The following is a 21,915-nucleotide window of genomic DNA, read 5'->3' on the forward strand; positions in this document are numbered from 1 at the left end:
ACGCCGAGCCCATTCGACCCGGCGCCACGGGATGCTTCCGCGACTACGGCTCGCGGGCCAGCAGCGCGTCGAGCGCGCGGTAGCTCTGGTTGAGGCCGTCCGCCATGCCGGAGGCCGCCATGCCGTCGCGCTCCTCCGTCGTGAAGAAGAACGACACCGCCACCACCTTCGTGCGCCCGTCGCCCAGGTCCTCCAGCGTCGTCGTGTTGAGGATGACGTGGCCGGGCATGCCGTCCCATTCGAAGGTCTGCACCAGCCGCTCGACGGGCGTCACCTCGCGGAAGCGCCCCTCGAAGCCGTGCTCCTGTCCATCCGCATGCTCGACGAAGCGCCAGTGGCCGCCACGCTCCACCTCCAGGCGCTCCACCACGAGCTTGTTGCCCCGCCCCCACCACTGCGCCACCTGCTTCGGGTCCGTCATCGCCTTCCAGACCCGCTCGCGCTTCGCATCGAAGATGCGCTCGACGCGAATCTCGCGGTCCGTCGGCTGCGTGACGAGTGCTTCCCTGAGTGCCGTGTTCATCCCTCTTCCCCTTTCGTTCGCGCGAGGAACTCGCCGAGCCGGTCGAGCCGCGCTTCCACCAGACGCCGATAGCCATTCATCCACGCCACCTCGTCCTCGAGGCGACATGGCCCTAGCCGGCAGGTCCTCACCCGCCCCTGCTTCTGCGTGATGACCAACCCTGCTTCCTCGAGCACGTGCACGTGCTTCTTCATGCCCGTCAGGGTCATGTCGAAGCGCTCCGCCAGCTCCGTGATGGACGCCTCGCCCTGGCCCAACCGCTCCAGGACTCCCCTGCGCGTCACATCCGCCAGTGCTCCAAACGTCGCATCGAGTCGGGCTTGATACTGAACCATATAGTTCAGCTTAGCAATGGCTCTTTCTCGCGCAAGCCCTGGGGCGCGAAATCCCACGACGGGCAGTGCGTCGGGCCGGACTCGGCCATGAGGGTGGGGCCCATGCCCCCGGGAATCACGGGCCTTGGGTCCGTTCGCGCACGTGCGAGCAGCCGACGCCCCGAATCCTTGGGCTGGAGGCGGCCGCTCACTACCGTCGCTCGGCAGACCTGATTGAGAGGCCCGTCATGGCATCACGTCGTCTGCTCATCCCCGCGGTGTCACTCGGACTGGCTGTCGCGCTCGTGGTGTTCGGCACGCTCCAGGGCCGCGCGCCCACGGACACACCGGCTCCGGGCGACGCGGGCTCGTCGACCTGCCCGCCCGGCTTCCGTCCCTTCACGCTGACGAACCAGGCGAGCCAGACGGTCTGGATTGGCCAGACCGCGGGCGCGGCGCCTCCGCCCTTCACGTGCACCACGGACAGCGACTGTGGTCCGAACCAGGCCTGTCTGAACCCCGGTTGCACCAGCAGCGCGGATTGCAACGCGGGCAATATGTGCGACACGAACACGGGACAGTGCATGGTGGCCCCGGGCACGACGTGCAACGGCGGTGCTCCCATCGTCACCGTCAATCTCCCCACCGCGCTTTGCACGGGTGCGACGCAGGTGCCCGCGTGCGCCAACTGCGGCTCCGAGGGTTGTGACTCCACCACGGGCCTGTGCAAGTGCGCCGACGGAGGGCAGGCCGCGTGCCCCGGCAGCACGACCTGCTCCACCACGGCGCAGGAGTGCAGCCTCGCCAATGGCGGGACGTGCTACTTCCAGTCCGTCGTCCCCGGTGAGAACCAGGCGTGCAGCTCCGGGAGTTCACCGTGTCCGAGCGGACAGACCTGCACGGTGGCGCTGGGGCTCTGCCAGTACCCGAGAACGGATGGCGGGGTTCCGCTCGACGCACTGAAGTTGACGTCCCAGGAGTCGACGACGCTGTGCATGCCCTCGTCGCTGCCGCCCGCGTTCGCGAACCTCCAGCCCGGGATGACGGCGTGCACGCAGAACACCCAGTGCCAGAGTGGCCGCTGCCTGCTCGCGGATGGAGTCAACCTCGCGAATCCGCCGACGCAGTGTCCGGAAGATGGCGGCGTCCCGTGCCTGTGCCGCTCTCCCATCGGCTGGAGCGGCGGTCTGTTCGGACGGCTCGGCTGTCAGTCCGACGGGACGGGCTGCCTGAGTGCGGACTGCGGCAATGCGGCCGGCATGCCCTGCCCGCTCGGCAAGGGCGGAACCAATCCCTTCACGGCCGCGGAGTTCACGCTCCAGCCGGACACGGTCGACTTCTACGACGTCACCGTCATCAACGGCGCGAACGTGAGCCTCCAGATGGGCCCCAGCGGTGACGGGGGCTTCGCGGCGGCGAACCCTCCCTCGCCGTACTCATGCGGCACGGCGGGCTCCACGAGCGCCCAGGGGAACAGCACCATGGGCATGCTGGAGGCGTGCTCTTGGAGCTTCACGCCCGACACGAGCGCGGGCCTCCCCGCCGACTACACCACCCTGCTCCGGGCCGTCGTGCTGCCCGCCTGCGGACAGGACAGCGACTGCGGCACGGGCACGACGTGCACCGGCGGCGTGTGTCAGCCGACGTGGACGAAGTGCGGCCCCACGTGTGCGAACGGCGCGGTATGCGGCAACCCCAACAACCCGGACGCGGGCTACTGCGGCACGTGCACGTCGGACAGCGACTGCGCGGGGGGCGCCGTGTGCGGAACGGCGTTCCTGCCAGGAGTCGGCGGTACGTCTCCGCTCGTCCAGACGTGTGGCCAGTCCATCGGCTGGTGGTCCTATGAAGACCTGTGCTCGGCGAGCACCAGCTTCGGCTACGGGCCCCTGGACTGCAGCCAGATGATGACCGTGCAGGTTCAGGGCGGCACCGTGCAGGACACGCTGAGCAACCTCTTCCAGTGCGCCGGCAACTTCGGTGCGTCCTGCTACAACAGCAATGGCAACACGCCGGCCTGCTGCGGCTGCGCGACGTATCCGGGCAACGACGCGGGGAGCTTCTGGCCCACGCTGCTGGAGCCCGGCAACAACCCGAGCCAGCAGGCCCAGGGGCAGTGCTACGCGAACAACCCGGCGTGGGCGCAGAGCGTCCAGCCGTGGCTCGCGTTCCTGAAGAAGGCGTGTCCCACGGCGTACACGTACGCCTACGACGACGTCACCAGCACCTTCACGTGCATGAGCGGGGGCACGGGCGGCACGAACACGGTGGGCTACGACATCGTCTTCGGTGACGTGAACTGAAGCGCTCGCGTCACAGCAGCGAGCGCACGGCGTCGACGACCTGGGCCCACTCGCGCGAGCGTGGGTCCACGACCTCGAAGTGGCCCGCGCCGGGGAGCACGACACAGCGAACCTCATCCCCGTGCGCGCGGCCCCGCGAGCAGAAGTCCGCGCTCATCGACACGGGGACGGTGTCGTCCTCGGAGCCATGCAGGAGGACCTGGGGGACGCCGAGCGGCTGGAGCGCGGCGGGAGACGCGCGCTGGTAGCGCAAGGGCACCTCCAGGGGCGAGCCCCCGAGGAACTCTCCCGCCGCGTTGTCACTGAGGCCCAGCTCATAGGCGCGCGTCACATCGGCCACGCCCGCGAGCGAGACGACGCCGACCGGACGCAGCGGCGTCTGGCTGTAGAGAGGACTGCCCGAGGGCAGCCGGGGCCGCGCGGCGAGCCACAGCGCGAGGTGACCTCCCGCCGAGTGTCCGAGGAACACGACCCGCGACAGGTCCAGGGGATGCGACTCCGCGAGGGTGCGCAGGAAATCCGCGCCAAGGGCGACGTCCTCCAGGGTGCCGGGGTAGCCGCCGCCCTCATGGCCGACACGTCGGAACTCCAGACTCCACGTGGCGAAGCCGCTCGCGGTGAGCGCCGCGCACGCGTGGCCCAGGTGGGCCAGGTCGTACTTCGCGCGCCAGAAACCGCCGTGGATGGCGACGACGACAGGATGCGGCCCCGGCCCCGAGGGAAGCCGCAGCTCTCCGAAGTGATGCGTCCCCGGTCCATAGGGGATGCGCGCATCCGGCGCCGGAGGTGCCTCGTCCAGAATCCACATCGAGCTCATCCCGCTCTCCTCCAAGGAACCAAGACCCCACCCGACAACCACTCAGAGCCGCGTCACCGCCGCGCCTACGATGCCAAAACCGGACGCATCTTCAATCCAGTGCGTCCTCGGCCCCCGGCGAAGCACGCCGCGAACCGTCACATAGCGCTGCTCCAGATGCGCGCTGGCCGCCTGCCGGTAGTCCGTGGCGCCGAGGACGACTCGCGCCCGCAGCAGCTCATCCTCGACCTGCACCTGGAGCACCACGGGCCCCTCGACAGCCCCTTGCTCTCCCGGCGCCCCCATCAACTCCGTGACGCGGCCCACGAACTGGTCGGGCTGCGTCTCGCGCATGGGGCGGAGCTGATGCGCGAGGCGCTCGAGGCGCTCATACATGTTCCGGTCCACATGGACCTCCGCGGGCACCTCCCCAACAACAGGCAGCAGCGGCGACCAGGAGCCCCGCAGTCGCAGGTCCGCGGACTCGTCCGAGGGCATCATCTCGACCAGCGCCTCACACAGGTTCGCGCTCACCCTCGGCGCATCCTCCACGGCATCGAGGACCCGCTGTGGCTCCCCCATCCGAACGGACCTCGCCAGGTGCGCCACGGACCGCAAGAGGAGCAACGCCGTCCGCCGCCCGAAGGGCTCTCCACCCTGTGTACCGAGGTCGAGCGGTGTCTCGACGGTGAGCACGAAGCTGCCCACCTCCGTCTGTCCCAGTCGACACTGGCGCACGAAGCTCTCCGCCTCCGCCAGGCCCAGGCGCGGATGAAAGGCGCGAGGTCGCTTCACGCTGCAGGCGCTCGCCAGCAACGCCTTGCGCACGCCGTTCGCCAGCCCCAGCCCGTCCGCCAGACTCACGCCCCCATCGCGAGTGACCTCGCCCTCCAACCCGAAGCGCAGCACGTCCCTCCGGGGTTGCAGCAAGTCATGCAGCACGGACTCGGCCGAGCGCCCCTCCCACTCGGAGACCCGCCGCGCGACGACCCCCATCGCCTCCGCGTAGTCCGCGAGGTCACGGTCCAACGGGACCTGCACCTCCGCCACGGGCTCGCGCGGGCTCCGATAGATGGCGGCATAGGCCCGACGAGAGGGCACCCGCGTCCATCCCCGCGCCTCCAGGTACGCCCGCACCTCCAGGTAGTCGACCCGACTGCCCAACCCATGAAGCGGCGTGCTCGTCATGACTCCAGCTCCTCCTCGCGAGCCACCTTCTCCAGCAAGCGCCGCAGCGTGTCGTGCGTGAAGCACCGCTCCCGGGAGAGCCGCACCGTCTGCCCGGTGTCATTGAGCGTGCGCGGCTGGCCCCGCAGCGACGTCCAATAAGCGCAGTGCCGCAGGACGAGCGACTCCGGCGTCTGCGTCAGCCACGACTCCTCGGCCTCCGGCATCACGAACACCACCAGGATGCGCGGCACCAACGACGGCGCCACCAGGTCGTTGTAGTTCTTGCGCGACAGGGCGAACGGGAAGCCGCCCTCCTGGCCCAGATGCGCCACCCTCGCCGTGGCCTTGAGCTGGATGCCCAGCTCCGGCGACGTCAGCGCCGCGTTCTCCGCCAGCAGCCCACGGGCACAGACCTTCAGGTCGATACTGTCCCGATCCATCCCCACTCGCTCGACCGAGCAGCCCGCCCTGGCCGCGACCGCGTGCACGTACGCGACGCTGAGCTGCTCCTTGCTGTCATTCGGTCCCAACATCCCCGCCTCCCTTCACCTACACCGTGAACGGCGGCCACTCTACTCCGCACCTCCCCCGCTCCCCGTGGACCAGGCAGGCAGGCTCCCGAGGCGCCCAAGTGTCCACCGGGCGTCATCCCAGGCCCTCCAGCCCCCCTCCAGAGTGTTGCCCACCGTGCTCTAAAGCTTTTTGGACCAATCTTTTAAGCTTCGTGGCGCGGAATTTAGGCTTGATTTCCCGTCCCCAAATGTAAATACCTGCGCCCACGGATTCGAAATCACCGCGCTGACGGTGACGACCGGCCTGGAGGCACGGCAAGCATGGACACGAAGGGGCTGCGGACGTTCCTGGAGATTCCCTACGACGAGCTGGAAGAGCGCAACCTCAAGGTGAAGGAGCAGCGCCTCCAGCACGTGTCGGCCGACAAGGTCCGCGAGGAGCGCATCAAGTACCTCACCGACGAGCGCAGCCTGAAGGCCGTCACCGTGTGCTTCACCGACCTCGAGGGTCGGCTGCACATGCTGGACTACGACAAGAAGTTCCTCCTCAAGAGCGCCGACAACCTCACCTTCGACGGCTCCTCCATCCGCGGCTTCTCCCAGCAGGCGGAGAGCGACCTGCGCCTCAACATCGACTGGGGCTCGTTCTACTGGCTGCCCTCGGACATCTTCGGGCCCGGCAAGGTGCTGGTGTTCAGCGAGGTCCTCGAGCGCGACGGCTCGCCCTACCACGCCGACATGCGCGGCCAGCTCAAGCGCGTCACCGAGGCCCTGTACCAGAAGGACGGCACCGTCTTCCACGCCGCGCCCGAGGTCGAGGGCTTCCTCTTCAAGGGCCGCGACGCCGAGCGCCACTACCACGAGACGGGCAAGTTCGACTTCATCTCCACCGGCGGCTACTACCACTCGCTGCCCGGTGACCCGCTGCGCGCCTTCATCGACAAGGCCGCCGAGGCCCAGCGCGCCATGGGCTTCCAGAACGAGAAGGACCACCCCGAGGTGGCCCCCAGCCAGTTCGAGATGAACTTCACGTACAGCGAGGCCCTCATCTCCGCGGACCAGATCCAGCTCTACAAGCTGCTGTGCCGCCAGGTCGCCGCGCAGATGGACACCACCGCCAGCTTCCTGCCGAAGCCGGTGACGGGCGTCAACGGCAACGGCATGCACATGAACATGTCGCTGTCGAAGAACAACAAGAACCTGTTCTACGACAAGGCCGGCCAGGACAACCTGAGCCAGATGGGCTGGGACTTCATCGACCGGCTGCTCACCAACGCCAACGACATCTGCCTGGTCCTCAACTCCAGCGTCAACGCGTACCGCCGCCTGGACCCGCACTTCGAGGCGCCGAACCAGATCAAGGCCAGCGCCAACAACCGCGGCGCCATGGTGCGCATCCCCTATGGCAACGAGCGCTCGGCCCGCGTCGAGTGCCGCTCGGTGGGCCCGGACGCCAACCCGTACCTGGTGCTCTACACCCTGCTGCGCACCGGCCTGGAGGGCCCGCAGCCGCAGGAGGACGCCGAGTCCAAGCGCAGCCGCACCCGCTTCCTGCCCGACAACATCTTCGACGCCATCCGCCTCTTCAAGGGCAGCTCGTTCGTCGCCAACATCCTGGGCGAGAACGTGCAGAGCAAGTTCGCGGAGCTGAAGACGGCCTCCGCCGAGCGTTGCCCCAAGCAGCTGGGCACGCGCGTGAAGACGTCCGAAATCCAGTTCCACCACGAAATCACCAACCAGTACCTCTGGAGCCAGTTCTAGGCCCTCGGCCGGGACAGGCCCCAGAGCACCAGGCCCGCCACCACCGCCACACCGGTGGTGGCGGCCTCCCGCACGCTCGCGCCGAACGCCACCAGCGTCAGGCCGAGCGCGAGCGTGGGCACCGCCAGCACCGCATGCCACGGCGTCAGCGCGCGCTCCCGCTTGAAGGAGAGCCACGCCAGCGCCGCCGCCGTGACGCCGTACTGCATCAGCACGGCGATGCTGGAGAGCGCGAAGAGCTCCGACAGGTTCCCCAGGTTCACGAACACCAGCACCACCGCCCACGTGACGCCCAGCGCCCGCACGGGCACGCCCCTGGGTGACATGCGCTCCAGCCCCAACAGCGTCCTGTCCCCCGACGCGAGCGCGGACAGGTAGCGCGGCGTCGTCACCATCATCCCCACGCAGATGCCCAGCGCGGACACGCTGGTGCCCATCGCCACCACGCGCGACAGCCCCGCTCCTCCCCACACCCCCGCCGCCGAGGCCAAAGGCGCGCGGGAGGACGCCAGCTCCGGCAGCGCCGTCACGCACGCCCAGACCAGCCCCACGTACAGCAGCACCGCGCCCAGGAGCGAGCCCACCGTGGCCCACGGCACGCTCCGCTCCGACGAGCGCACCTGCCCGGCAATCACCGGCACGATTTCGAAGCCCTGGTACGCGAACATCACCGTCAGCCCCGCGGGCAGCCACGCCCCCGCCGTCCACGCCACGGGGCTCGCCGCGACAGGCAGCGGCCCCGACAGCGCCACCGCCGCGAAGGCCACGAGCAGCGCCCCGAGCGGCAGCAGCTTGAGCACCGTGAGCGCCGTCCACGCCCTCGCCGACACGCGGATGCCCGAGGCGACAATCGCCCCCAGCACCGTCACGAGCGCCGAGGCCAGCACCCGCTGCCCCCACGCGCCCTCCAGCCCCAGCGACGGCGCCACCGCCTGCGACAGCCCCGCCACCACCGCGGACGTGCTCAGGAACGCGCTGACGTAGGCCACCCAGCCCACCAGGAAGGCCACCCGCTCGCCGAAGGCCGCGCGCGCGAAGACCACGGGCCCCCCATCCGCGTCGAAGCGCCGGCCCAGCACCGCGAACGCCAGCGCCACCGGCACCAGCGCCACGCCCGTCACCGCGAACGCGAGCACCGCGCCCAGGCCCGGCGTGCGCGCGGCCACCTCCGCGGGCGCGAAGAAGATGCCCACGCCGACGATGCCGTTGACGCCCAATGCAAGCAGCTGGAGCGGACCCACGGTCCGTTCCTGCGCCACGGAGGAGACAGCGGGAGAGGCAGGCACGGCCGAGAAGTTCACTACAGCCGGGGGCCCGACACCAACCCACCGCGTCAAAGAGGGCCCGCCGAACGCTCGCTCTGCGTGCGTGAGAGCGATGGACACCGGACGGGCGCCGGTTCGTCCCCGTCGACGGGTGCACAGGCCTGGCGCCCTCCGAGCGGCCGCGTGTCCCCCACCGCACGGCCCATCCCCACCGGCTGGGGAGGTGACGCTCCCCGCGATATACTCCCCGTGTCCCCGCCGTTCCCGCCGCGGTTCCAGCTCGAGACACCGCGGCCCGGATGCGCTGGGCTGCACGGAGGAAGTGATGCGTCGAATCGGCTTGCTGATGGGCGTCCTGGGGTGTGCGGGGTGTGCCACCCTCACCCGGGGGCTCGACACCCAGTTGAACCCCGAGACGGGGGAGTACGAGACGCCCACGCACGAGACCGTGTACCTGGCGCCCCCCGAGGACGCGATGATGATGGCGCGGCGCGTGCTCGAGGAGCAGCGCTACGACGTGATGGAGAAGGAGGGCGGCCTGGAGCTGTTCTCCTCCGCGCACGAGCCCGGCAAGAACCGCAACGGCCTGCGCAACCACGAGCGCTACTACGTGAAGGGCGAGCGGCTGGGGCCCCGCCAGACGCTCATCCGGGTGTTCCGCCTCAGCTATTCCGAGATGGAGAACCTCATCGAGGAGACGCCCAAGCAGATTGGCGACATGACGAGCCGCGACAGCCAGCTGTCGCTCGAGGAGACCGAGCACGCGTTCGACGCACGGTCCGAGGCCCACCTGAGCGCGCCCCCCGCGCGGCACAACGCCCTGCGCACCATCGCCATGCGCAACCCCTTCCCCAACGCGCCCGGCCTGGAGCGCTTCCGCTACGTGCGCGGCTACCGGGATCTGGACGTCGAGCAGACGCTGCTGGCCCGGATGGAGATGGTGCCCGCGCTGGAGCTGGTGGGTGGCAACGCGCCGGTGTCCATGCGCTCGGTGATGATGGAGGGCTGGGGCGAGGCCGGTGACGCGTCCGCCGCCACCCCCGACTGCGGCGAGCCGGTGGAGGGCGCCACGTCGCTCTTGTCGGCCGGCGGGGTGGTGCTGATGGCGGACCCGCTGGGCACGCAGGAGCTGCCCTCCGCGGCGCTGCGCATGCTGTGCGAGGCCACCGCCCAGGGGCTGCCGGTGACGCTGGCCCTGTCGGTGCCCGCCTCCGAGCAGCCGCTGCTGACGCGCTACCTCGCCAGCGCGGGCACGTCGCAGGACGCGCAGGAGCTGCTCCGGGAGAGCGCCTTCTGGCGCCGCGCGCACCAGGACGGGCGCAGCAGCCGCGCCATGCTGTGGCTCGTGGAGCAGGCCCGCCGCCTGCGCGCCTCCGGCAAGGACGTGGCGCTGGCCGCCATCGACGCGGACAAGGCGCAGGGCAACGAGCGCGAGGCGCAGCTGGCCGCCAACCTCCTCTCCTTCCAGGCCCAGCGCGCCCAGGCGTGGACGCTGGTGCTCACCGGCAGCGTGCACGCGCGCACCACCAAGGTGGACTGGGACGGCGACCTGGAGCCCATGGGCGCCCGCGTGGCGAAGGCGCTGCCCTCCGTGCGCGCGCTGGACGTGGGCTTCCAGCGCGGCACCCAGTTCGCCTGCCGCTACAGCGTCTGGGACGACGTGGAGTGCAACGTCTTCGGCATCAGCCCCACGCTCCAGGCGCGGCAGTCCTCGAAGCAGCGCCCCGGCGTGGCGCTCGCCAGCGAGGCGCGCGCGGATGGCTTCCACGGGCGGCTGTACCTGGGCACGCTGAACGCCTCGCCCCCGGCGCTCCAGTCGCAGAGCCACGTCGCGCACAGCGCGCCCGCGCGCAAGTAGTCCCCCAGCGTCGTGAGTCCCGAAGCCCCGGCGCCAGCACCTGGCCGGGGCTTCGTCGTTCCCACCGGCAAGGTTCGCCGGCCGAAGGCAAGGCTTGCCGTCCGACGCGCGCGGGAGTCCGGCAAGACTTGCCGTGCTCGCGGGCCGCTCCGGGCCAAGACTGTCTGGCACTCGCGTTGCTCTTCCTCCCGGTCAGCACGTCACCCCAGGTTGCGCATGACGCGACAGCTCGAGGGGGACGCGCTCGACGAGGAAGACCTCCATGACGAAGAACCTGTTCAAGCAGTCCGTGGCCGCGCTCGCGGTGCTCGGTGCGATGCCGACGTTCGCGGGTCCGGCGACCTACGCGGGCTCGCTGTGCACCTCCGTGTCGGGCTTCAGCGCGCCCAGCATGTTCCGCAGCGGCCGGCTCATCAACCAGACGGGCAGCGCGCTCGAGGTGGTGTGCCCGGTGCAGCGCAACGTCTCCATCCCCAGCTTCAACGAGGCGGTGTCCTTCCTCGTCACCGCCAGGGACCCCCACCTCACCGAGAACGTGTGCTGCACCGCCACGGTGACGGAGCCCGACGGCAGCGCCATCGCCTCCGACTCGGGTTGCACGTCGGGCGCCGACACCGCGAACCCGAAGACCATCAGCCTGAGCGTGCCGACGACGTTCGCGTCCTCGAACGGCTTCATCGCCCTGCGCTGTGAGCTGCCGGCGCCCTACTCCGGCTACAACTCCGCGCTCTCCAGCTTCTACATCTCGGAGTAGCCGCCATGTCCAAGGTCCGCTGGGGAGTGATGGGCTGGGCGGGAGCCGTCGTGCTCACCGCGGGAGTCTGGAGCTGGAAGGGGGAGGCGCCTGGGGGAGGCGCCGCGCCCGTGGAGGCCGCCGGGGCTTCCGCCAACACCCCAGCGGACCTGGAGCGGGAGGTGCGCGCGCTGCGCGCGGAGCTGGAGTCCTTGCGTCAACGACAGGGGCGTCTGGAGCAGCCGCCGTCCGCGGGCGCGTTGGAGCAGGGGGCTCCCCAGACGCGCGAGGACGCGCCAGCAGCGGAGGACTCCGCGCCCTCGCGGGAGGCGGCGATGGTGGTGCACGAGCAGCGGCGCCAGGAGCGGGTGCTGGAGCTGGAGGCGGAGCTGGAGGTGGCGATGAACACCGAGCCTCGGGACACGGCGTGGGCGGGGAGCACCGAGTCGCTCGTCACGGAGTCCTTCCGGGGGAAGGACTTCGCCGGCTCGCGGCTCACCCGCGTGGAGTGCCGCACCCATCTGTGCACGCTGGAGGTGGAGCACGAGGGGAACGATGCCCAGGCGGAGCTGCTCATCTCGCTCTCCCGCGTGCCGGGCCTGCGCGGACAGACGGTGGTCCGCCCGCACAACGAAGGGGGCCGCGTGACGTCGCGCGTCTACCTGTCGCGCACCGGTGAGCGCCTGCCCATGACGCTGCGCCGGTGAGCAGGCTCCGGTTGGGTTTCATGTGGCTCCAGATTTCCAGGACGCACACGAGTTGCCCGAATCGACACGGGCGTGCCAGCATGGACGCCCGCTCGATGTCGTCCGCTCCGCCTCCCAGCGCCCGAGACACCCGTCCCCTCGGCTCCGGCCTGGAGTCCGCCGAGACGAGCGCCGCGTACCTGCTGGTGCTGGAGGGCGAGTCGTCGTGGCGCTTCCCCCTGCCCGCGGAGGGCGTGGTGCTGGTGGGGCGCGACGACAAGGCGGACCTGCGGCTGAAGGACGAGAGCGTCTCGCGCCGACATGCGCGCATCCTCGTCACGGACGAGGGGCCGAGGGTGGTGGACCTGGGCAGCCAGAACGGGACGAGCCTCAACGGCCGGCCCATCGACGATGCCCGGCCGCTGTTGTCCGGGGACGTGGTCGCCTTCGGGGCGGTGGTGGCGGTGGTGCGCGCGCGGCATCGGCCCATGCCGGCGCGGCGCGCGCTGGACTCGGAGCGGTTGATGGGGCGGCTGCGCGAGGAGGTGGAGCGCGCGCTGCGGTATGGCCGGCCGCTGACGGTGCTGGCGCTCGCGCTCGGCGAGCCGGGGGGGCGCGAGCTGGTGGAGGCGGTGCTGACGTCGGAGGCGGGCCCGGCGGAGGCGGCGGGCTGGCTCGACGCGGGGCACCTGCTGTGGCTGTTGCCCGAGGTGGCCGGAGAGCCGGGTGAGGAGGGGTTGGGGGAGCGCGTGGAGGCGCTGCTGTCCGCGAGCCCTCGCGCTCGGCTGGGCGCGGCGACGTGTCCGTCGGATGGGTGTGACGCGGAGACGCTGGTGGCCGCGGCGCGCACGGCCGCGCAGACGGCGGCGCCGGGAGGCTTCGCGTCGGCGGCGGAGGGCGTCACGCGGCTGGCGCTGGCGGAGCGCGTGGTGCTGGTGGCGGACCCGGCGATGGCACAGCTGTATGCGCTGCTGCGGAGGCTGGCAGCGAGCGAGCTGCCGGTGCTCATCCGCGGTGAGACGGGCGTGGGCAAGGAGAACGCCGCGTTCGCCGTGCACCATTGGTCCCGGCGTGCGGGTGGGCCCTTCGTTCCGGTCAACTGCGCGGCGCTGCCGGAGGGGCTGGTGGAGAGCGAGCTGTTCGGCCACGAGCGCGGCGCGTTCACCGGGGCGACCCATGCGCGCGTGGGGTTGTTGGAGAGCGCGCAGGGCGGCACGGTGTTCCTGGACGAGGTGGGCGAGCTGCCCGCGTCCGCGCAGGCCAAGCTGCTGCGCGCGCTGGAGGTGCGTCGCATCACCCGCGTGGGAGAGACGCGGGAGCGGCCCATCGACATCCGCGTGGTGGCGGCGACGCATCGGGATTTGGAGGCGGAGGTGGCGCAGGGGCGTTTCCGACAGGATTTGTACTTCCGGCTGGGCGCGGCCACGGTGCTGCTGCCGTCGCTGCGGGAGCGGCCTCGCGAGGTGCCGATGCTCGCGCGGGACTTCCTGGAGCGGGCGTGCGCGGCGCTCGGGCGCCCCGGGTTGGAGCTGGCGTCGGGGACGATGCATGCGCTGTCGCGGCATGGGTGGCCGGGCAACGTGCGCGAGCTGCGCAACCTGATGGACTACGTGGCCGCGGCGGTGACGGGGAACGTCGTGGAGCCGCACCATCTTCCGGCGCGCATGCTCGGCGGCGGACGGGGGGCGCCGGTGGGTGAGCCCGTGGCTCCCGAGGCGGCGCCCGTGGAGCTGTCCCGACGCGCGCGGTTGCCGCTGGCGCAGGAGATTCGCGAGCTGGAGCGTCGGCGGATGCAGGAGGCGCTGGAGGAGGCGGAGGGTGTACAGACGCGCGCGGCGGCGCTGATTGGGATGCCCATCCGGACGTTCTCGTTCAAGTTGAAGCAGCTCGGACTCCAACCGCGGGCCCCGCGCCGGGGCCCACCGACGGGATGAGCACTCCGCCCGGGCTGCTGGAGCCGCCCCGCGAGTTCGAGGAGTACCAGGTGCTCCGGCCGCTCGGACGCGGGGCGATGGGACAGGTGTTCCTGGCGCGCGACACCCTGCTGGACCGGCTGGTGGCGGTGAAGTTCATCGCGACGCCGGCGGGGCGGTTGCCGGACGCGGGGGCCCGGGCGCGCTTCTTCCAGGAGGCCCGGGCGATTGCGCGCCTGCAGCACCCCAACGTGGTGGCCATCCACCGCGTGGGCGAGGTGCGCGGACAGCCCTATCTCGTGTCCGAGCTCATCCGGGGCGAGACGCTGGACACGCTGAGTCTGCCGGTCGAGGGGAGACGGCTGCTGGCGCTCGCCATCGGACTGGCGCGCGGGCTCGCGGCCGCGCATCGCCGAGGCGTCCTGCATCGGGACCTCAAGCCCGCCAATGCCATCCTCTCCGAGGACGGTGAGGTGAAGCTGCTCGACTTCGGGCTGGCGGAGGCGTGGTCGGGGGACAGGCGTTCGTACAGCGTGGCGCAGGAGGGGCCGCGCGCGACGCCGGATACGGACCGGGGAACAGGCTCCGAGCAGGGCACGCGCGTCGAGTCGACACGGGACGAGCGCCGTCACCTCGACTCGGACCGCGCTGTGCGCAAGCCGGAGGTGGAGACACGACCGATGGCTCCGGCGGAGCCTCACGAGGGAGTACCGGCGTCGGTGACGGAGACGCGGGCTCCGGGCCTCGACTCGCCTGGGCAGCCCGCGATGAGTCCTGGCTTCGTCGAGCCGGAGCATCCTGGGAAGACGCGGGACCTCGGCACGCCAGCACATCCGTCGATGACGGTGGGGCTCGATGCGCCGGCAGTATCTGCTCGCCCCTCGGACCGCGAGACAGCTCCGGGGCGCGGAGGGTTCGAGCATCCGCCAGCGGCGCTCGGCGTTGCGCCAGGCTTCGGCGAGCGAGTCGCTGAGTCACCGCGTCGCGTGATGAGCCCGGGCCTCGGCGCGCCAATGCAGCCCGCGAGCCCTGGCGACGACTCGGCGCCTGGAGGAGCCAGGGACGGGGTCGCTCCCGCGCATCGCGCGCCGCAGCTCACCGTGCCCGGCACGCCGCTCTATCTCGCACCCGAGCTTTGGCGCGGCGAGCCCGCCAGTCGCGCCACCGACATCTACGCGATGGGCGTCATGCTGCACGAGCTGTGTACGGGCAGCGCACCCCATCAACACGTGCCCCTCGCGGAGCTGGGTCGCGCCGTGACAGCCGATCGCCCTCCACTGCTCGAGGGACAACGGCTCGACCTGCCGGCGGGGTTTGCCTCCGTCGTGGACCGATGTCTCGCGCTGGAAGCAGACCAGCGCTTCGACTCCGGCGATGCGCTCCGGGAGGCCCTCGAAGCCCTGTCCCTTCCCGTGCAGGCGACGCCCCTGCCCTCCGGCAATCCCTATCGCGGACTGCGCGCCTTCGAGGCCGAGCACCGCGCGGTCTTCTTCGGCCGCGAAGCGGAGCTGCGTGAGGTGATGGACCGCCTGCGCGGCGAGCGCTTCGTATTGCTCGCGGGTGACTCCGGCGTCGGCAAGTCCTCACTGTGTCGCGCGGGCGTCCTCCCCGCGCTCACCGGCCCCGGGAGTGACACGTCGTGGGACATCGTCTCGTGGACACCTGGACGCCGCCCCTTGGAGTCATTGGCGGTCGCGCTCGCGCCGATACTCGATGAGAGCCCGGATGCGCTGCTGTCACAGGTGGCCGACGAGGAGCCGGGCGCCCTGGCTCGCGCGCTGCGCAGACGCCGCAGGAGCGCCCATCCGGTGCTCCTGTTCATCGACCAGCTCGAGGAGCTCGTCACCTTCTCCGAGCTGACGCAGGCCACCCGACTCGCCGAGGAGCTGGCGCTCGCGCTGCACCGGGTGCCTCGCATCCGGGTGCTGGCCACCGCGCGGAGCGACTGTCTCACCCGACTGGTGGCCCTGCCGGGACTGGGCGACGAGCTGCCTCGCGCGCTCTACCTCGTTCGCGCACTGACGGAGCGCGGACTGCGCGACGCTGTCGAAGGGCCCGCGCGTGCGCTCGGCGTGGCCTTCGAGTCCACCGAGCTGGTCGATGCGCTCGTCACCTCCGCCACGCGCGCCGAGGGTGGGCTGCCTTCATTGCAGTTCGTCCTGGAGGCCCTGTGGGAGGCACGCGACGTCTCGCGCGGCGTCATCCCGATGGCGGCGCTGACCGCGCTCGGCGGCGTGGAGGGGGCGCTGGCCCGGCACGCGGACGCGGTGGTGGACCGGCTGAGGCCCGAGCAGCGACCTCGGGCACGGGAGCTGCTCCTCGAGCTGGTCACCTCCGAGGGGACCCGGCTGCGTCGCACCCGTGACGAGCTGCTCCGCGGGCCCGACGATGACACCGGTCGCGCGGTGCTGGACGGGCTCGTGCGCGGTCGACTGCTCACGGCGAGCGAGGCGGAGAGTGGCGAGGGCGTGTACACGCTCGCGCACGAGAGCCTGCTGACCCACTGGGACACGCTGCGCGGATGGCTGGGACAGGACGAACAGCATCGCGCCGTCCGCCACCGGCTCGCGCGCGCGGCGGCGGAGTGGGAGCGACTGGGGCGTCCCTCGGAGTTGCTCTACGCGGAGCGACAGCTCTCCGAGGCCGCTGCCGCGAACATCCTTCCCGGAGCCGCCCTCCAGCAGGACTTCCTCGCGCGCTCCAGGCAGGTGGTGCGCCACCGCCGCGTCGCCCGCTGGGCGGTGGCCATCGTCGCGCCGCTCGCCCTGCTGGCGGTGGTGGCCGTCACCCGGGTCCAGTCACGCGCGCAGCTTGACGCACGCATCGCCCAACACCTGAACGAAGCACGGCGACATCACGGCGAAGCGCGCGCGAAGGATGCGCGAGCCCAGCAGATGAGACAGGACGCCTTCACCCTGTTCGACACGCCGGGCCCCCAGAATCGCGAGGCCGCCGAGGCGCTGTGGACACAGGTCCAGGAGGAAGAGCAGGCAGTGGAGACGCTCAGCCTCCGAGCGCAGGCCGCGCTCGAGACGGCGTGGGGACTGGACCCGGGAAGCACCCGGTTGAACGAGCTGCTCGCGGACCTGCTCGCGGAGCGCGTGGAGCGTGCGGACCGTCAGCGCCAGCCCGAGGTGCGTGCGCAGCTCCTCGCACGGCTCGCCGCCTATGACACCGGAGGACAGCGACAGCGGCGGCTCGACGCGCCCGCGCGAATCTCCCTCATCACGTCGCCTCCAGGCGCACGGGTGACCTTGCTGGATGCACGCGCGGGCTCCACATCGACACCGAGTGCGGAGCCCGCGAGCGATACGAACATCGCTCCGGTCGGCACGCAGCCAACGGCAGACAACGCGGACCTCGCGCCTCCTGCTTCGACGCCAGGCACGGAGAGCCAGGCGCAGGACTCCGCGAGCGAGTCGAACATCACCGCGCGGTCTGGCCCCGCGGGCGCACCGCCGAATCAGCCCGCCACCACACTCCTCGGCCAGACACCGCTGAGAGACCTCTCACTCCCCGCGGGCTCGCACCTGCTCCTCATCGAAGCGCCCGGCCGCGTCCCCGTGCGAGTCCCCGTCCTCCTGCGCCCAGGTGAATCCTTCTCCCAGGAGCTCACCCTGCCGGAGCCCCCCCAGGTCCCCGAGGGCTTCGTCTACATCCCGCCCGGCCGCTTCCTGCAAGGCGCGTCCGAGAGCGAGTACCTGCGCCGCGCCTTCTTCTTCGCCCCACCCCTCCACGAAGTCGAGACCGGCGCGTACCTCATCGCCCGTCACGAGGTGACCTTCGGCGACTACATCGCCTTCCTCGAGACCCTCTCCCCCGAGGAGCGCGCCGCGCGCATGCCGGGCTCCCGGCGCCGGCTCACCGTGGTGGACCTGGCCCGCGAACCCGATGGCCGCTGGCGCCTCAACCTGCGCCCCGCCTCCGCCAGCTACAGCGTCCTCGACGGCGAGCCCCTCCGCTATGGCAAGCGCACCCGCCGCGCCGAGCAGGACTGGCTGCGCTTCCCCGTGTCCGCCATCTCCTTCGAGGACGCCCTCGCCTACGTCGCCTGGCTGGACCACACCGGCCGCGTCCCCGGCGCCCGCGTCTGCACCGAGCACGAATGGGAGCGCGCCGCCCGAGGCGCCGACGGCCGCCGCTACCCCTCCGGCGACTGGCTCTCCCCCGACGACGCCAACCACGACGTCACCTACGGCCGCGAGCCCTGGGGCTTCGGCCCCGACGAAGTGGGGAGCCACCCCGGTTCTCGCAGTCCCTTCGGCGTGGATGACCTCGCCGGCAACGTCTGGGAATGGACCCGCTCCAGCGTGGACCCCACCAAGCCCTCCGCCCAGGGCGGCAGCTGGTACCAGAGCGACCTCACCGCCCACTCCGCCAACCGGGACCGCGTCGAGCCCACCCAACGCGAGGCCCTCACTGGCCTGCGCGTGTGCGCCACCCCTCGGCCCTGAGGCCCGGACGGCAAGCCTCGCCCGACCCCGGCAAGTCTTGCCGGCAGCCCTTGCCACCCCGACCCCGTGACGCACCGTGTGTCCCCTGCCCCGTCCATGGCATGCCGGATGCTCCACCGCGCCGCGTCTGGATGGATTGAACGAACCCGAGGTCCCTCGCATGAGCGCCGTCTCGCGATTGCTGTCATCCGCGCTGTGTCTGTGTCTGCTCGCCGCCTGCGAGCCCCTGTCCCCCCAGGAAGCCTCCCCCCAGCTCGCCGTCCAGGACTTCCGCGCCGACGGCGACGACTCCCACTCCCAGGGGACCCAGCTCCACGGCACGAGCATCGGCTCGTTCTTCTACGACCCCGCCACCGTCCTCTTCGAGAACGTCCGCCGCCCCGCGCTGCTGCGAGTCTTCCGCGGAGAGCTCGCGGCGAAGATGCCGCTCGCCGTCTCGGGCACCACCGCCAGCCTCAGCCCCTGCTTCCTGCGCGCCGAGTCGGGAGCGGCGCGCACCTGCGGCTTCACCGTGAAGGGCCAGGGCGTGTGCACTCCGGACACCGTCGTCACGCTCGACAGCGGCGAGTGCGCGGGCACCACCGGGAGCTGCACCGGTCGCCCCGTCCTGCGCGTCTGCGCGGGGGAGAAGCCCTGTGAGCACGCGCGCCAGGGCTACCTCGGCTCGTCCGAGGGCATCGTGAAGCCCGACCCCAGCTGTCCCCTCGAATGTCCCTCGGTGCGCTTCACCTGTCCCAAGAGCGGCATCTTCACCGTGCTCGCGGGGCCCTACCTCCCGGGGCAGCCCTGGAGCGCCTCGCCGAGGGCCAGCGGCGGCCGCTTCCCCGCGGAGCACAAGGAGCTGCGCGGCAAGCAGCTCATCGGCACGCAGCTGCGCAGCCTCTCGACGGCGCACTACAACTCCACGATTGAAGTCGTGGACGCCGTCAACGCCAACCAGGTCACCATCCCCGAGTCCCCCGGCATCTGGGACGCCACCGGCGCCACCTTCCTCTACCGCGTGCAGGTGACGCCCCCGTCCGGAACCACCGTCGACCTGTGCACGACGGGCGCGAATCCCGCCGTGGGCTGGGCCTGGGCCGTGCCCCTGGAGGGCTACTTCAACGCGAGCGGCGCGCGCCAGGAGACCCCCAACAGCTTCACCCTCGGCTGCGACCCGGGCGTGCTCGCAAAGTGCTACCGCTGGGGCTACAAGCCCTGGCTCGACGGCGCCTCGCCGGGCGCGGTGACGAAGGCCCACTGGGCCTGCACCCGCATGGCCCGCGCGGACTACTGCGGCAACGGCACGCCCTTCACCCAGGACGGCACCCCCATCCAGCCATGGGACGCCCTGACGCCCAACATCATCACCGCGCCAGAGGCGGGCGGCAGCTCCGACATGAGGTTCGAGGCGGGGTGGGACACGAACGGCCCCGCGTGCCTGAGCCACTGGCGCTGGAAGCACCTGCAGGCCGGGTGCGTGGAGCTGCAGCCCCCCATCGAGGACTCCGAGGGCAACGTCATCAACGACTGCCGCGACCCCAACAACGTCTCGACCGCGTCCAAGTGCTCGCCCATCTGCGACAACGCGCAGGAGGCGGCCCAGCGCTACCAGAGCGTCGTCTTCAACAACTCCCAATCCAACGAATCGCTGGCCCCGCCCCAGCCGTGAGCTAGCCTCCCGTCCTCACGAGGAGGACTTCAGGGATGATGACGGGAGCCATCTTTCTGGCCGCGATGCTGTCGGTGGGGAGCGCGGGCATGCGGTGGGAGACCCAGCCGAGCCTCACCTCCGTGAGGCTGCGCGGCGTCAGCGCCGTCGACGCCCGCGTGGCCTGGGCCAGCGGAGACCAGGGCACCTTCGTGCGCACCACGGATGGAGGCCAGACGTGGAGGCCGGGCAAGGTGCCGGGCGCGGAGGCGCTGGACTTCCGGGACGTGGACGCCTTCAGCGCCACCACCGCGTACCTGCTCTCCATCGGCGAGGGCGACAAGTCCCGCATCTACAAGACGGAGGACGGCGGCGAGACGTGGCGGCTGCAGTTCACCAACACCACGCCCGGCGCCTTCTTCGACGGCATGGCCTTCTGGGACGAGCGCCACGGCGTGGCCTTCAGCGACCCGGTGCAGGGCCGCTTCCTCGTCATCACCACCTCCGATGGCGGCGCCACCTGGACCCCCTTCCCCGCGGAGGCCCTCCCGCCCGCGCTGCCGGGCGAGGCGGGCTTCGCGGCCAGCGGCACCAGCATCACCGTGCGAGCCCCCCGGCAGGCGTGGTTCGGCCTGGGCGGCAAGGCGGCCCGCGTGGTGCGCACCGCCGACGGCGGCAAGACCTGGAGCGTGGCGACCACGCCCCTGGCCACGGGCGACGGCGGCGGCATCTTCTCGCTGCTCTTCTGGAGCGAGCACGAGGGCATCGCCGTGGGCGGCAACCACCAGCGTCCCACGGACGCCACCGGCAACCTGGCCCTCACGAAGGACGGGGGCAGGACGTGGACGGTGCCCCCGGGAACACGGCCCGCAGGCTATCGCTCGTGCGTCGCGCAGGTGCACGGCGCGCCGGGCCCCACGCTCGTCACCGTGGGCCCGTCCGGCTCGGAGCTGTCCGTGGACGGCGCGCGCACGTGGATGCCCCTGGGCTCCACCGGCTTCCACGCCGTCTCCACCTCGCGCTCGGGCAACCGCGTCTGGGCCGTGGGGGAGGCGGGCCTCATCGCCACGCTCCAACGCGCGCGGCCGTCCCGGGCTAACCCACCAGCCGCGCCCAGTCGCCCTCGGCGCTGAACAGCCGGGCGCCCAGCCGGTCCACCAGGTCCGCGTGGGCCACCGCCGCGGCGCCGCCCACCCAGACGGGGATGCCCGGGGGCAGCTCGCGCAGGACCTGGGTGAGCGTGGCCTCGAACACGGCCTCGCCGGGGTTGTTCACCGCCGACAGCCCCACCACGTCCGGACGCAGCCGCGTCACCGCGCGGCCCAGGTCCACGGCGGGCACGCGCTGGCCCAGCAGCGTCACCCGGTGGCCCGCGTGGCGCAGGCGCAGGGCCACGGCGAGCAGGCCCAGTTCGTGCTCCTCCTCCGGGAGGCACGCGAGCAGCGCGTGCTTGCGCCCCCCCTGCGGCGCCGCGTGCAGCAGGCTCACCAGCCGCGCGCGCACCACCTGCGTCACCAGGTGCTCCTGCGCCACCGTCAGCGTGCCCCGGTGCCAGCGCTCGCCCACCTCGCGCTGGAGGGGGGCCAGCACGCCCTCGAAGGCCTTGAGGGGGGGCAGCGCGGACAGCACCTCGTCCACCACCGCGGACACGCCGCCCTGGTCATACGCCTCGGCCGCCAGCAGGGCCGCGTCGCGCCAGAAGTCCAGCCCCGAGCCCGAGGTCAGCGGGTCCTCCCCGGAGGCCACGCCCGCCGCGTCCAGCTCGGCGAGCAGTTGCGGCAGCATCTTCGCCGCCTCGCTGATGGCCACGCCCTCGTCGGTGAGCTTCTTCAGGCGCTTGAGCAGCGCCACGTCCCGCTCCGTGTAGACGCGGTAGCCGGCGGGCGTGCGCAGCGGCTGGAGCACGCCGTAGCGCCGCTCCCAGGCGCGGATGAGCTCCACCCGAACCCCGGACAGCTCGGCCGCGACGTGGATTCGGTAGGTGCGCTCGGCCATGG

General features: G+C 71.6%; 16 protein-coding genes. 9 read left to right on the forward strand and 7 right to left on the reverse strand.

The window, feature by feature from the left end; all coding sequences use genetic code 11:
- Nucleotides 1–43: 43 nt before the first annotated feature.
- Both OWM54_RS16075 and OWM54_RS16080 read right to left on the reverse strand, forming a co-directional pair.
- On the reverse strand, nt 44–523 hold the full coding sequence (locus OWM54_RS16075; RefSeq protein ID WP_267698066.1) for an SRPBCC family protein: 480 nt from the start codon (nt 521–523) through the stop codon (nt 44–46).
- Nucleotides 520–858: an ArsR/SmtB family transcription factor gene (locus OWM54_RS16080; protein WP_267698068.1), complete on the reverse strand. Its 339-nt coding sequence runs from the start codon at nt 856–858 to the stop codon at nt 520–522. Before OWM54_RS16080 ends, OWM54_RS16075 begins: the two co-directional genes overlap by 4 nt.
- A gap of 227 nt (nt 859–1,085) precedes the next feature.
- Here OWM54_RS16080 and OWM54_RS16085 point away from each other — a divergent pair, with 227 nt between their 5' ends.
- Nucleotides 1,086–3,140, forward strand: coding sequence for a thaumatin family protein (locus OWM54_RS16085; RefSeq protein WP_267698069.1), 2,055 nt, complete (start codon nt 1,086–1,088; stop codon nt 3,138–3,140).
- A gap of 10 nt (nt 3,141–3,150) precedes the next feature.
- On the opposite strand, the gene OWM54_RS16090 is transcribed toward OWM54_RS16085, so the two are convergent.
- From OWM54_RS16090 to OWM54_RS16100, 3 genes are read right to left on the reverse strand one after another with little or no spacing between them, the layout of a single operon-like run.
- Nucleotides 3,151–3,957, reverse strand: a complete 807-nt coding sequence (locus OWM54_RS16090) for an alpha/beta hydrolase family protein (RefSeq protein WP_267698070.1) — start codon at nt 3,955–3,957, stop codon at nt 3,151–3,153.
- A gap of 42 nt (nt 3,958–3,999) precedes the next feature.
- On the reverse strand, nt 4,000–5,124 hold the full coding sequence (locus tag OWM54_RS16095; protein WP_267698071.1) for a hypothetical protein: 1,125 nt from the start codon (nt 5,122–5,124) through the stop codon (nt 4,000–4,002).
- Nucleotides 5,121–5,639 carry a DUF4365 domain-containing protein gene (locus OWM54_RS16100; RefSeq protein WP_267698072.1) on the reverse strand — a complete coding sequence of 173 codons (519 nt, stop codon included), beginning with the start codon at nt 5,637–5,639 and terminating at the stop codon, nt 5,121–5,123. The genes OWM54_RS16095 and OWM54_RS16100 overlap by 4 nt, the downstream gene beginning before the upstream one ends.
- Nucleotides 5,640–5,939: 300 nt before the next feature.
- On the opposite strand from OWM54_RS16100, the gene OWM54_RS16105 reads away from it, so the two are divergent.
- Complete coding sequence (locus OWM54_RS16105) at nt 5,940–7,379, forward strand: glutamine synthetase family protein (RefSeq protein ID WP_223745983.1); 1,440 nt, start codon at nt 5,940–5,942, stop codon at nt 7,377–7,379.
- On the opposite strand, the gene OWM54_RS16110 is transcribed toward OWM54_RS16105, so the two are convergent.
- Nucleotides 7,376–8,620, reverse strand: a complete 1,245-nt coding sequence (locus tag OWM54_RS16110; RefSeq protein ID WP_267698073.1) for an APC family permease — start codon at nt 8,618–8,620, stop codon at nt 7,376–7,378. The genes OWM54_RS16105 and OWM54_RS16110 overlap by 4 nt on opposite strands.
- A gap of 349 nt (nt 8,621–8,969) precedes the next feature.
- On the opposite strand from OWM54_RS16110, the gene OWM54_RS16115 reads away from it, so the two are divergent.
- The 7 genes from OWM54_RS16115 to OWM54_RS16145 all read left to right on the forward strand — a co-directional run bounded on the left by OWM54_RS16115 (nt 8,970) and on the right by OWM54_RS16145 (nt 21,051).
- On the forward strand, nt 8,970–10,502 hold the full coding sequence (locus tag OWM54_RS16115; RefSeq protein WP_223745981.1) for a hypothetical protein: 1,533 nt from the start codon (nt 8,970–8,972) through the stop codon (nt 10,500–10,502).
- A gap of 262 nt (nt 10,503–10,764) precedes the next feature.
- The gene (locus OWM54_RS16120) at nt 10,765–11,256 is read left to right on the forward strand and encodes a hypothetical protein (protein WP_267698074.1); all 492 of its coding nucleotides are present in this window, start codon (nt 10,765–10,767) and stop codon (nt 11,254–11,256) included.
- 5 nt (nt 11,257–11,261) lie between these two features.
- Complete coding sequence (locus tag OWM54_RS16125; protein ID WP_267698076.1) at nt 11,262–11,942, forward strand: hypothetical protein; 681 nt, start codon at nt 11,262–11,264, stop codon at nt 11,940–11,942.
- Nucleotides 11,943–12,022: 80 nt separating this feature from the next.
- Complete coding sequence (locus OWM54_RS16130) at nt 12,023–13,855, forward strand: sigma 54-interacting transcriptional regulator (protein WP_267698077.1); 1,833 nt, start codon at nt 12,023–12,025, stop codon at nt 13,853–13,855.
- Complete coding sequence (locus OWM54_RS16135) at nt 13,852–18,288, forward strand: protein kinase domain-containing protein (protein ID WP_267698078.1); 4,437 nt, start codon at nt 13,852–13,854, stop codon at nt 18,286–18,288. Before OWM54_RS16130 ends, OWM54_RS16135 begins: the two co-directional genes overlap by 4 nt.
- A 160-nt stretch (nt 18,289–18,448) precedes the next feature.
- Entirely contained in the window at nt 18,449–19,939 is a 1,491-nt protein-coding gene (locus tag OWM54_RS16140) for an ADYC domain-containing protein (protein ID WP_267698079.1), read from the forward strand.
- A gap of 35 nt (nt 19,940–19,974) precedes the next feature.
- Nucleotides 19,975–21,051 (forward strand): WD40/YVTN/BNR-like repeat-containing protein, encoded by a 1,077-nt coding sequence (locus tag OWM54_RS16145; RefSeq protein WP_267698080.1) that lies wholly within the window; start codon nt 19,975–19,977, stop codon nt 21,049–21,051.
- On the opposite strand, the gene OWM54_RS16150 is transcribed toward OWM54_RS16145, so the two are convergent.
- Nucleotides 21,014–21,913: a MerR family transcriptional regulator gene (locus OWM54_RS16150; protein ID WP_267698081.1), complete on the reverse strand. Its 900-nt coding sequence runs from the start codon at nt 21,911–21,913 to the stop codon at nt 21,014–21,016. The genes OWM54_RS16145 and OWM54_RS16150 overlap by 38 nt on opposite strands.
- Nucleotides 21,914–21,915 lie beyond the last annotated feature (2 nt).

Origin of the sequence: Myxococcus sp. MISCRS1, from assembly GCF_026626605.1 — a bacterium.
GTDB lineage: Bacteria > Myxococcota > Myxococcia > Myxococcales > Myxococcaceae > Myxococcus > Myxococcus fulvus.